The sequence below is a fragment of the uncultured Pontibacter sp. genome (genome assembly GCF_947492645.1).
GTDB lineage: Bacteria > Bacteroidota > Bacteroidia > Cytophagales > Hymenobacteraceae > Pontibacter.
On record NZ_CANLMZ010000008.1, the window covers coordinates 426,286 to 438,855 of the forward strand.

Consider the following 12,570-nt stretch of genomic DNA (forward strand, 5'->3'; position numbering starts at 1 on the left):
CATTTCTTTCCTGAGAGGGAACAAAGATATACTCGGTGACACACCTTATACTTACAGCCCCAATTTAAAACTTCGCCTTTATTGCATTAGATGGGGCGCTTTCATTTTTAAGCCTGTCTATGGCAGTTACTACGTACTGATACTTCTTCCCTTTCCTGATGCTTTCGTCATCGTAAGACTCCAGGGTATGATCAAAAATCACCTTTACAATATGCTTCGGGTTTTCCAGGTTTAACGGCTCCCCTTCCTCAAAGCGGTAAATCACATAGCCGTACACCTGCTCATCCTGCGGGCGCTCCCATCTAAGTTTTGCTTTCTTGTTTGATTTAAAGATCAGGAATTTCTTTTCCTTTAGCTCCGAGGGCGCTGCCGGTGCGGTATCATCCAGCCACTGCATTTGCGGGTGCAAGGCAGGATACTTGTAAAAATTGTGTTGCAGCGAATCTCTGAACCCGGCCAGGTTGTTTGTAAGCGATTTGGAGCTGAAGTACACGCTACCCTGCACGTTAGGATTCTCGCGGAGGTAACGCACCTGGTTTGGCAGCTGTTGCCTGTTTCGCCAGCCTTCTCTGTCTTCCATGGCGCGGTAAACGCCCTGCCCTATGTATACATGCTTGCCAAACGAATTAGCGGCCCACCAATCCAGTAGTTTCTCGTAGGGGGCAGCAGCGTAATGAAAAGGAAAGTACAGCTGCGGGTTAACGTAATCAATCCAGCCCTCCTGCACCCATTTGCGGGCATCTGCATACAAGGCGCTGTACCCCGACAAGCCATTGCTTTCGGAACCTAACGAGTCCTGAGCCAGGTTGCGCCATATCCCGAAGGGGCTTATACCAAACTTTACATGCCTTTTTTCGGAACGTATATTCTCGCCCAGGCTTTCAATAAGTACATCCACGTTATTGCGGCGCCAGTCTTCAATGTTGGCAAAGCTTTGCCCATACTGCATATAGGCCGTTGAATCTGGGAGCGGATCTTTGCCGGGGTAAGGGTAAAAGTAGTCGTCGAAGTGAATGCCGTCGATATCGTAGTTGCGCACGATGTCAAGTATAACGTCTACTATGTAAGACCTTACTTCCGGTATGCCTGGGTTAAAGTACTTTTTATCTCCGTAGCTAAAAAACCACTCCGGCGTTTTCCTTGTAATGTGGTCTGGGCTGGTTAAGGAGTCCACTAAGCTTGTGGTAGCGCGGTAAGGGTTTATCCAGGCATGTAGCTCCATGCCACGTTTATGCGCTTCCTGAATGGCAAACTCCAGCGGGTCGTAAAAAGGCTCTGGCGCCAGGCCTTGCTTACCCGTCAAAAACCGGCTCCATTGCTCGCGCCCTTTGGCATAAAAGGCATCTGTTGATGGCCGCACTTGCAGCATAATAGCATTTATACCTGTCTTCTGGTGTTCATCCAGTATCTGAATAAGCTCCTGCTGTTGTGCGGCAGGGTTTACTCCTACGGCAGCCTTAGTAGGCCAGTCAATGTTCTGTACCGTTGCAATCCATACACCTCTGAATTCTCTTTTTGGAGCAAACTTGCTCTCCTGGGCATAAGTGGCTGTGGCAAGTATAAGTAAGGAGACAAAAAGTGTAAATCTCTTAATCATCATAATCCTGTTAATAAAAAGCCCCCCAGGCTTTTGACCAATGGAGGGCTTTTTGTTTTTAAACATTACTTGATTACCAACCTGGGTTTTGCTTTAGCTCTACTCCCTGGTCTGCATACAATTTGATTTGATCAAGTGGAAGTGGGTTCAGATATACTTTAGGATCTACAAACAATCGCTGTGAGGCTGCTGCTGTAGCTGGTATAATATAACCTTCTTGTGCTCCTGTCAATACTACACTTGACTGTAATTTAGGATATTCAGCCCTGCTAATCCAAGCACCTCGATTGATGTCTATGTTAGCTTCTGTGTCTGTATACTCCAACTTCTTCCATCTTCTAAGGTCGTCTAATCTAAAGCCTTCCATCATCAGTTCAACTCTGCGCTCCCGACGAATCTCCCAAATAAGAGATGGCACACTTGGGTCTCTTTGCGGATCATCATAAGTAACTCCACTGACAGCCGGCAGATTGCCTTGTACTTGTAATGCTGGCAACCCGATTCCTGGTCTGGCTCTTAATTTGTTGATAGACTTATCTAAATCAATCTGCGTCATGGCAGGACCACCAACTGTGGCTAACTCGGCAGTAGCCTCAGCATAATTAAGTAAAACTTCGCCATAACGAATTACCGGAGCATCAGTAGGATTTAGGTTAGAACTTCCATCCGGCTGATCCTTAATAGCCTCGTTAAGAAATTTATGAGTGGCATATCCTGTTGTAGAGTAGTTGCTAGAAATACCATTGAGTCGAAGTTCATCAGAAACAAAGGTTTCTGTGATGCGAGGATCTCTGTTTGTCATTACATCATCAATTCCTTTGTCGCCTTGGTATAAAGGGGATATTGAAATTGGCAACCCGTCTTCTGCAAGATAAGAATCTATAGCATCTTTGGATGCACCTGTTTGTGGCTCCTTGTTGTTATAGCTGTTCAGAGCATGTGTCAGCATACCTGGTTCATACTGCCTGTAAAGTATAACTTCTGGATTACCAGCGAGATTAAGTGAGTTGAACACGCCTCTGTAGCTTGGTGATAAAGAATATCTACCTGAACTGATTAGTTGCTCTGCTGCCCACTTAGAAGCTTCTAGGTATTCTGCGGCTTTTGCAGCATTATTCAGGTGGTACTTCTGCCATGTACCTTCAAAAAGAAACACTTGCGACATAAAAGCAAGCACTACATCTCTATTAACTGTTAAGCCTTTTGCACCGTCAGTTAATCTTACATTCTCAGCTGCAAACCTGAAGTCAGCCAGTACCTTGTCCATAACGAAAGTACGTGAGTCGCGTGGCTTGTAAAGCTCTTCAGTATCCGTTTCTTTCAGCTCCGTTTCATACCAAGGCACATCGCCGAAGCTATTCACTAAGTCAGCGTACTCCATGCCACGGAAGAAACGACCTACGCCAGTCCAATGGGCCTTGGCATCATCACTCATTGGCACGTCCTGCACTCTATCTATGAATATATTAGCTTTTCTAACCCAGCTAAAGGTCCAGCCACCGCCTGATGCTGGTACATTGCGGGTGAATTGACCTGGACTTGTTGGGGCAAAGTCGTCATTAAGGCTTTGACCAGAAAAATAGTTACCCCAAGTAAAACCTGATCCGTAACCTGTAAAATATGCTGGATAAAAACCGTAAGAAAAAGTTCTTACATTTTCTTCACTTTTCCAGAAGGTTTCGTCAGTTAACTGGTCTAGTGGTGGAGTCTCAAGAAAATCTTTTTCACAACTAAATAGTGTTGTTGCAAAGAGAGCCAATATGAATATTTTCTTTTTCATTCCTCTGTGATTTTAATTTTAGAAAGTAGCTTGAAGTCCGAATGAAAGTGTTCTGCGATATGGGTAAACTCTACCAAAAGTATTAGAGTCATTCAAGCCAGCAGTTGTATAGTCAACTTCTGGGTCAATCGGAACATCAAGGTTATCAAACTCAAATAGGTTTTCGCCACTTACATAAACACGCAATCTTTCTACATGTACTTTGCGCGTTAAATTTTGTGGTATAGTATAACCTACTGCTAAGTTTTTCATTCTTAGATAAGATAAGTCAAGCAAATACTTTGTTTGTGGAAGAAAGTTTTTGCCATTGTTAGCATTTGCTGCACCCTGAGCATCTGTAGGGCGCGGATAATAAGCGTTTGGATTATCTGGCGTCCAATAGTCTAGCTGGTGCTCAAACCATGCCTCTCCTGCTCTGTAACCAGGAATGAACAACGGACCATTTGCCCACATTTCACGCTTACCCACACCTTGCATAAATAAGCTAAGGTCAAATCCTTTCCAATCTGCGCCTAGTCTTAGTCCATATTGATAACGCGGAGTTGAGTTACCAATTACTTTCATATCACCATGGTCATCAACTGTTAATGAGCCGTAGTCAACAACACCATCTCCGTTCAAATCCTTATACTTGATATCGCCTGGGCCATAGAAGAACCAGCCACTCTCATATAATGATTGGCCTGGAACACCATCATTTAAAACATACTTGCCATTTTGCATCACAAGGTTTCCACTACCATCTTTTACGAAGTCATCAGCGGTAAAGAAACGATCTGTTTCATAACCCCAGATTTCACCAAGTGTCTTTCCTTCATAATAAGAGTTGATACCCATGGTAGTATTCGCGTATTCTGTAACCTTCTCCTGGAAGTCGGAAAGCATACCTGTTACATTGAAATTCAAGCCATTAGCAAAGCTCTTATTCCAATCTACAGCTAACTCCCAGCCTGTAGTTTGAATTTCTCCGTAGTTTCTTCTTGGTGGAGTTGTACCAAATGATCCTGGAAGTGTAAGTCCCGGGCTATGCATATCAGAAGTTGTTCTTCTGTACCAGTCAAATACGATTCCAAGGTTATTGTTGAAGAATCTTGAATCAAGTCCAAAGTCAAGAGTTGTAACTGTTTCCCAAGTTAAAGCATCAGAAATAAAGCCTGGAGTAGCCACAGTAGGCATATTATTGCCATTTATAAGCCAGTTAGAACTACTTGTTGGCATGGTTCTGTAAATAGTGCTTAGAGCAGCATTTTCGTTACCAATTGCACCCCAAGATCCTCTAAACTTCAGGAAAGAAAGAACAGGTTTTGAGAATTCCATAAAAGGTTCTTCGCTAATAACATATCCGGCTGACATAGATGGGAAAAATGCCCATTTTTTGCTCGGTGATAAGCGAGAAGAACCATCATATCTACCGTTGAATTCAAGAAGGAATTTGTCTTTGAATGAATAATTCAAACGACCGAAGAAACCAAGTGTAGCCCACTCTCCGTGGTTACCAGACACAAATTGATCTCCTGTTGCTAAATTGATTTCTCCTCGATCTGGATCCATCAAGTCTCTCTTCTGAGATGACTGGAACCAATTCTCATATATTTCAACGTCACCACCAGCTATTACTTTGAAAGAGTGACTATCGATGTCTTTCGTATAGGTAGCAAAAGACCTACCAGTACTTCTATTACTCCACCAGTTATTGTACTGCACTCTGTTGTAAGAAGCTGAGCTATAAGGCTCATACTTTAGAGCAGCACCAGTAGACCAGAAGTTATATGCAGATAATACTCCACCTGTCTGATGCTCATTGGTATTATTTCCTGTATAAGTATAATCTGCGTCTATTGTAAGTCCTTTCAAGGGCTTCAATGTACCACCAATGTTGATACGAGTCATACCGGAGTTGTTATCAGTCATTTTAGCCTGTTCAACTTCTGAGATTGCGCTCCTGAAAGGGTAGCCTTCATAAGTACCATAAGGGTATACTGCAGGCCATCTGTACAGATAGTACCAAGGGTCATATGTTTCACTCGAGAAATAGAACGGGCGAGTAGTTAACGAGTTTGAATACAAAACTTTACCTCTAGCGTCAAACCAATCAGTTACGCTGGTATTCACACTCAAAGTCATGTTATACCTTTTAAACTCATCTGGATTAACTTTCAAAACACCTTCTTGACCCAAATAACCAAGTCCTAAGTGATAGCTTGTTTTCTCGCTGCCGCCTGATACTGAAACATCATGCTTTTGCTGAGGAGTCCAGTCTTTCATATACATTTTTCCTGGGTCCCATGAGCGATAAAAGAACAAGCGGCCGTCTCTAATGTCAAAATCTCGGCCCAGCACCATTTCATTTCCAAGATCCTGACCGCCATACATACGCTCCCACTCACGCATTTTCTCAATTGAAGCTTCATCAATATACATACCCACAACACCAAAAACGTTTGTGCTAGGGTTTGTTCTTCTTAGTGCCTGGAAAGCCATTTCAGCACCTTCTGCTGCAGGAGCAATTTGAGGTGTTGTAGTCGGCTTACTCCAAGAGAAGTTATTTGAGTATGAAATTTTTGGTGAAGCACCTTTTTTGCCAGATTTAGTTGTAATCAAAATTACACCCCAAGCTGCTCTTGAACCATATATAGAAGAAGAAGCCGCATCTTTTAGAACAGATATTGTCTCAATATCTTCCGGGTTAACCATCTGCAAGCTTTCTATCTCTACGTTGTCTACAAGTATAAGCGGCTGAGCACCACCAGAGTTACTAAGCGTACCAGTCATACCTCTTAGCCTGATGTTTGGGTTCTGTCCTATAGCACCACTTGAGGTTGAAATAGTTAAACCGGGAGTTGTACCTTGAAGGCCACGCGCCACATCAGTAATAGGCCTAGACTCTAGTACCTTAGTTTCAACAGTAGAAACTGCACCAGTTAAATTCGCCTTTTTCTGAGTGCCGTAACCTACCACCACTACTTCGTCCAAAGCTTTGGCATCAGCCTGAAGCACAATATTAATAGTAGTAGCTGTGCCTACTGTTCTTTCCTCAGGCTTCATACCTATGAAAGTGAATACTAGCACATCTTCTGGAGCAACACTAATTGAATAGTTACCTGTGGCATCTGTAGTGGTACCACGGGCCTGCCCTTTAACAGAGATGGAAACACCCGGAAGCTTGAAATTATCTTCGGCAGATGTTACCGTACCAGTAACCGTTTTGCTTTGTGCAAAAGCCTGGTAATGAAACAGGAGAAAGAAAATCCCCCAAAAGAGACATCGTATACTTTTTTTCATAACAACTTAGCTAATAGTTTAGATTATATTGAATTATTGACAACAGACATTAGATGATATTAGCACCTACTGCATTTTACTCAAATTGAAACCGGGCTCGCGCTGCAATCAAACTGATCAGAAGAATCTTTGATAGCAAACCGGTTAAAATCTTGCTATAGTATAAATTTATAAGCACTCTTACTGTTTCAGAAGAAGCACCATCTCACGCTCTGATTTATTCCCCTCCTCCTGTATATTTTGAAACATTTTTAATTACATATTAAAGCTAATAAAAATCTTTAAAAACCGGTCAGGTTATTGCAGCAATTTATGTAAAAAAAAGAAAAAACCGCAGAGCAAGATAATATTACTGCAGTTAAACTTCAAAAATAGGTATATATAAATACATACGATTCTTAACTAAGAATGATTATATAAATGATAATAATAAATGCAAAACCCTTCTTTATAGCTGTACACAATGTACTAAAACTACCTGTATAGCTTTAAGCTTAACAATACAAGATGGCAAAAACAAGCATAAACTTATTGTTGCTTTTGGCGTTTATGTTCGGCTTTTAAGTTTAATGTTCCGACATGAATTTGCAAAGTAAGCTAGTACTTACTTACACCTACATCAAATTCTAAAAGACATCTTTTACTCGTAGCTTACATCAAAGCAAATTTACTTAACCAGAGAGTTGCAGTCTAAAATCTAAAGCTTTTGCTTTTACCACAGCCACTATTACTTCTTAGATGCTTAGAATTCTACAATTCGGAAAATACCTATACCAAAGGCACCTCTAACGCATCAAGGAAAGTAGGCACTATCCTGTAACAGCTCACAAAGTTGTACATGCTGTACCCGAAGATTTAGAAGTAAAACCAAGGCAAGAAGTATAACGACACATGTGTCTCCGATTTCTATAAAGCTATACTTTGGGCCTTACTATGTATCGTTTTGACTACCATACAAGCGGTTGAAGTATAACGTGACTGTAAATCCCCGGCATCGGCCTGTGATTTTTTCAAATACAAACCTGCTTTTAGGCTAAATTTAACGCTAACAGTTACCTGTGGCTCTAATTAACGTAGACTGTAGCCACTTTGCGCACACAAAAGCACAGATGCATAATTTCCAGAGCTTTCTAAAACTGATTTGGTTTGCCGTTAAAGGCAAGGAGCAGGATTATACTACGCTTAGTATAAAACGCAGCATTGTGTTGCTGGCCATACCCATGATTCTGGAGATGGTCATGGAATCATTGTTTGCGGTGGTGGATATTTTTTTTGTGGGGAAACTGGGCTCCAATGCCCTTGCAACAGTTGGCTTAACCGAATCGGTGCTGATGATAATATATGCCGTGGGCATGGGCGTAAGTATAGCCGCGACCGCCATGGTATCGCGCAGGGTTGGCGAAAGGAATTACCACCAGGCTGGCAGCATTACGTTTCAGTTAATAGCAACCGGGTCTGTTCTGGCGCTGCTGATGGGTGCTTTGGCAACAGCTTTTGCAGGCGACATTTTGGCTCTGATGGGCGCAGAGCCAGAAGTAATCGCCACAGGTATAAACTATGCACGCATTATCTTTGCCGGTAACATTGCCATTATCCTGCTGTTTCTGATTAACGGTGCTTTCAGGGGGGCTGGGCAACCCCACCTGGCCATGCGTGCTTTATGGTTGGCAAATGGAGCCAACATCGTGCTAGATCCCCTGCTTATTTTCGGAGTAGGTTCCTTTGATGGTTTAGGATTAGAGGGAGCCGCCTGGGCTACTACTATCGGGCGAAGCATTGGTGTTGCTTACCAGCTATACCACCTGCTTAATGGCAGGCATCTGCTTAAGATTACGCGCTCCAACTTTATACTTAGTACCGCCGTTGTCATGCGCATTCTCAGAGTATCGTCTGGTGGTATGGGGCAATTTCTTATAGACTCTGCAAGCTGGATTTTTCTGACGCGGCTGATAGCAGAATTTGGCAGCCAGGCGTTGGCAGGCTACACTATCGCTTTTCGGGTTATTACTTTTACGATACTGCCTGCTTGGGGGCTTTCATCGGCAGCAGCTACGCTTGTAGGGCAAAACCTGGGGGCGCAAAAAGGCAAACGGGCAGAGCTGGCAGTATGGCTTACTGCGCGTTACAATGTCATTTTCATGGCCTTTATCACACTTGTGTTCATACTTTTCGGGGAGCACTTGTCGGGGTTCTTCGCCCAGGACCCTGAGGTTGTAAGCGTTGCCACAGAAGCACTCAAAATTATTACCCTGGGTTACGTATTTTTTGGTCTGGGCATGGTCATGATACAGGCATTTAATGGCGCCGGAGACACCAAAACACCTTCCATCATAAATATTGTCGTGCTTTGGTTTATTGAGATTCCGCTAGCTTACTTATTAGCCATTCAGTTTGATTTCGGGGCAACAGGAGCTTTCATTGCCATTGCATTCTGCCATTCGTTCCATGCGCTTGTAAGTTGGTGGCTTTTCAGAAAAGGCAACTGGAAAAACGTGAAGGTCTGACGATTTCACCTCTGGCTACCAGCACCGCACAAATAATTTAGTTACGCACTTATTTCTTACAGGCCAACCTTATCCTGTTTACTCTACGTTATACTTCTACTAAACATCAAATCGCAACCAGCTAAGGTTAAGCACTATAACTTTTAAAACGCATGCCAATACTTTAAAGTGAGCGGGCACTCACGCACTAGGATTGAGTTTAAAGTATAAGATCAGGCTTCCGGAGTATCTAAATAAGGCACAAATGACACAACGAACTGAAAACAGGCTTGCTACAGAAACAGATGCGCAGCCAAAACCTGCGTTAAGCATGACCGATGCCATTGCCGTTATAGTGGGTATTGTAATAGGTGCTGGCATTTTTCGGACTCCGTCCATGGTGGCAGCCAACACCGACACAGGCACAATGTTCCTGGTTGCCTGGATACTGGGAGGCGTTGTTTCGTTGGTGGGAGCGCTTTGTTATGCCGAACTTACAACCACCTTCCCGAATACTGGTGGGGATTATCACTTTCTGACACGCGCGTTCGGCAAAAGACTGGCTTTCTTGTTTGCCTGGTCACGGATGAGTGTAATACAGACAGGCTCTATTGCCCTACTCTCTTTTATTGTTGGCGACTATGCCGCACAAATTTATAGCATCGGCGAATACACGTCGGTAATATATGCCGGAGTTGTTGTGGTGATTTTAACAGGGATAAACATTGTAGGAGTCACGTTTGGGGCTGGCACACAAAAGCTGCTGACAACCGTGGAAGTGCTGGGCATTTTACTTATTGTAGTGGCAGGCTTTTTCTTTGCCCCACCAGAGGCATCGGCAACTGCCTCCTTACCTACAATTGCCGCTCCAAGTACCTCTTTAGGCCTTGCCATGGTTTTTGTGCTGCTAACCTTTGGAGGCTGGAACGAGGCAGCTTATATCTCAGCAGAACTGAAGTCAGGTAAACGCGGCATGGCTACTGTTTTGATATTGGGCATTTTTATCATCACGGCAGTTTACATGCTCATTAATTTTGCTTACTTAAATGTGCTGGGCCTAAGCAACATGGCCCAATCCGATGCAATTGCCGGAGACTTAATGCGTGTAACGTTCGGAGAGGGCGGAGTTGTGTTGATTGGCGTTTTAGTGGCCATATCTGCATTAACCTCAGCTAACGCTACTATTTTTACCGGGGCGCGCACCAATTATGCCCTGGGCCGTGACTTCCCGGTGTTCAGCATGCTGGGCAAGTGGAATACCAAAACTTCATCTCCTGTTAATGCTTTTGTGGTACAGGGGCTTATCTCACTTGCTCTTATTGGCCTGGGCTTTCTCACGCGCAACGGCTTCGAAACCATTGTAGAGTATACTGCTCCGGTATTTTGGTTTTTCCTGCTGCTGGTAGGGGTGGCTTTGTTTATCTTGCGCCGAAAGGAACCAGCTCTGGAACGGCCCTTTCGGGTACCATTTTACCCTGTTCTGCCGCTTATTTTCTGTCTTACTAGTGGCTACCTGTTATATTCGAGCTTAGTTTATACTGGCTTTGGGGCATTAGTGGGTATTGGAGTGCTTTTTGCCGGCGTGCTGTTACTCTTAGCCTTGCCCACAATCGAGAAACTGCAGCGCAAAAGCTGAATCGCCTTACGTACACCCTTTTCATACTAGCTTTCAGGCGGCGCAAAAAGAGTGTGTTTTATTCTGCTGCCTCTGCCACAAACTGCTGTTAAGGCATTACGTATACACAAAGGTTTATACAAGAGCCTCTTACCGTACAGAATTTCAGCATCACCCTTCGCACTTAAACACGTTCTGTTACCACCGTTTTCTTATTAGCTGGTAGCATTGCGCTTTCTCAGGCATCAGATTCAATTAAGTTTAACACCTAACTTCTAAAAGATGAAAACACTTAAAACAACTTTTATCCTGTTTTTACTAAGCCTGCTGGCAACATCTCAAGCCGCTGCCCAAACTGCTGCGCCACCTAAACTAGATGTACCCTATGTACCAACCCGACAGGTAGTAGTAGATGCTATGCTTGAATTGGCAAAAGTGAACAAAAACGACGTAGTGTATGACTTGGGTTGTGGCGATGGCCGCATTGTAATTACAGCTGCTAAAAAGTATGGCGCAACAGGTAAGGGCATTGATATAAATCCGGAGCGCATTAAAGAAGCTAAGCAAAATGCTGCCGAAGCTAACGTTGAAAACAGAGTTCAGTTTGAGACAGGCAACCTGTTCGAGGCAGATTTTAGCAAAGCATCTGTGGTTACGCTATACTTGCTTCCTTCTGTAAACATGAAGCTTCGCCCCAAACTGCTTAAAGAACTGAAGCCGGGCACACGCATTGTATCGCATGCCTTTGATATGGGCGATTGGGAACCTGAAAAAACAATTGAGGTAGATGGCGCCAAAATTTACTTCTGGACAGTACCTGGCAAAAAATAATCAAATCAAAAGTATAGCATATTCTCATTACCAGAAGAAAGGCCGCCTCATATTGTATGGATCGGCCATTCTTACTGCGCTTTGAAGAAAAACCATACTTGCCAGCAGCTGATTCATCAACAATTAAATTTATACTTTAAGAAGAATCGTATGGCGGATATTAGCCTCAGGTTATCTTCGCGTCTATACGCCATCCAAAATCAGGCAAACGCAAAACCCTATGTGTAGTGCAGCAAACACAGCATATTGCTCCCGTATGCTAAAAATGAGTTAGTTACGTTTGAATTATTGTGCAGGCAGGCCTGTTACTCCTCTACATCCTTTAACAGGAAAAAAATTACATTCTAAAGGTGCCGGAGGCGTAAATCTGCTTGCCTTAGAATGTATTATTTAAGAGATTTGATTTTTCGTTTGAATACCTATGCTGGAGACTCTTATTTATACCTTTTTACTTAGTATTTCTCCTTTTGGTGAAGCGAGAGCAGGTATACCTTATGCCATATTAAATAATGTGCATTACTTTGTGGCCTTTATTATTGGCACGGTGGCTAACGTTATGGTTTTCCCGTTGTTCATGTGGCTGATCGATACGTTTGGTCAGCGGTTCTGGCCCTTTCGTAATTATAAGAAAGGTGTTATTTTCCTGTCTAAGCGTGCTAAAAAAATTGCGGGAGCAAACGTACAGAAGTATGGCTTCTGGGGTTTAATGGTTTTCGTGATGATACCGCTTCCGGGCACAGGGGCATATATGGGCACTATAGCAGCCAGTATATTTAAAATTGAGCGTAAAAGAGCATTTGTAGCTATTAGCTTGGGGGTGCTTGTATCGTCTGCGTTTATGGCTGCCGGTACTTACCTTGGCCATCTGGGCTTCACAAAATTGTAAGTTTACAACCGTATTAACGTGAAACAGCCTCGCTGTAAGTTGCCTATCTGGAGCGGCTTACAGCGAGGCTGTTTTTTTAACTCCCCCTGGAGCAAC

Annotated in this window: 7 protein-coding genes; 4 read left to right on the top strand and 3 right to left on the bottom strand. The window is 43.4% G+C overall.

The features are described 5' to 3' along the window. Positions 1 to 64: 64 nt before the first annotated feature. The 3 genes from Q1A23_RS12265 to Q1A23_RS12275 all read right to left on the bottom strand — a co-directional run bounded on the left by Q1A23_RS12265 (position 65) and on the right by Q1A23_RS12275 (position 6,659). Entirely contained in the window at positions 65 to 1,600 is a 1,536-nt protein-coding gene (locus Q1A23_RS12265; protein ID WP_299823763.1) for a family 10 glycosylhydrolase, read from the bottom strand. A gap of 70 nt (positions 1,601 to 1,670) precedes the next feature. Continuing rightward, positions 1,671 to 3,377, bottom strand: a complete 1,707-nt coding sequence (locus Q1A23_RS12270) for a RagB/SusD family nutrient uptake outer membrane protein (RefSeq protein WP_299823764.1) — start codon at positions 3,375 to 3,377, stop codon at positions 1,671 to 1,673. A gap of 18 nt (positions 3,378 to 3,395) precedes the next feature. After that, complete coding sequence (locus Q1A23_RS12275; protein WP_299823765.1) at positions 3,396 to 6,659, bottom strand: TonB-dependent receptor; 3,264 nt, start codon at positions 6,657 to 6,659, stop codon at positions 3,396 to 3,398. A gap of 1,109 nt (positions 6,660 to 7,768) precedes the next feature. Between Q1A23_RS12275 and Q1A23_RS12280 the strand changes: the two genes are divergently transcribed. From Q1A23_RS12280 to Q1A23_RS12295, 4 genes are all read left to right on the top strand, one after another. Further along, positions 7,769 to 9,163, top strand: a complete 1,395-nt coding sequence (locus tag Q1A23_RS12280) for an MATE family efflux transporter (RefSeq protein ID WP_299824383.1) — start codon at positions 7,769 to 7,771, stop codon at positions 9,161 to 9,163. 244 nt (positions 9,164 to 9,407) lie between these two features. After that, the gene (locus Q1A23_RS12285; protein WP_299823767.1) at positions 9,408 to 10,778 is read left to right on the top strand and encodes an amino acid permease; all 1,371 of its coding nucleotides are present in this window, start codon (positions 9,408 to 9,410) and stop codon (positions 10,776 to 10,778) included. A gap of 261 nt (positions 10,779 to 11,039) precedes the next feature. Next, positions 11,040 to 11,588 (top strand): class I SAM-dependent methyltransferase, encoded by a 549-nt coding sequence (locus Q1A23_RS12290; protein WP_299823769.1) that lies wholly within the window; start codon positions 11,040 to 11,042, stop codon positions 11,586 to 11,588. 421 nt (positions 11,589 to 12,009) lie between these two features. Continuing rightward, a complete protein-coding gene (locus Q1A23_RS12295; RefSeq protein ID WP_299823770.1) occupies positions 12,010 to 12,474 on the top strand; it encodes a small multi-drug export protein in 465 nt (154 codons plus the stop codon). Positions 12,475 to 12,570 lie beyond the last annotated feature (96 nt).

Coding starts and splice junctions, on each gene's coding strand:
- Q1A23_RS12265 (WP_299823763.1), bottom strand. CDS start 1,600: ATGATGATTAAGAGATTTACACTTTTTGTCTCCTTACTTATACTTGCC.
- Q1A23_RS12270 (WP_299823764.1), bottom strand. CDS start 3,377: ATGAAAAAGAAAATATTCATATTGGCTCTCTTTGCAACAACACTATTT.
- Q1A23_RS12275 (WP_299823765.1), bottom strand. CDS start 6,659: ATGAAAAAAAGTATACGATGTCTCTTTTGGGGGATTTTCTTTCTCCTG.
- Q1A23_RS12280 (WP_299824383.1), top strand. CDS start 7,769: ATGCATAATTTCCAGAGCTTTCTAAAACTGATTTGGTTTGCCGTTAAA.
- Q1A23_RS12285 (WP_299823767.1), top strand. CDS start 9,408: ATGACACAACGAACTGAAAACAGGCTTGCTACAGAAACAGATGCGCAG.
- Q1A23_RS12290 (WP_299823769.1), top strand. CDS start 11,040: ATGAAAACACTTAAAACAACTTTTATCCTGTTTTTACTAAGCCTGCTG.
- Q1A23_RS12295 (WP_299823770.1), top strand. CDS start 12,010: ATGCTGGAGACTCTTATTTATACCTTTTTACTTAGTATTTCTCCTTTT.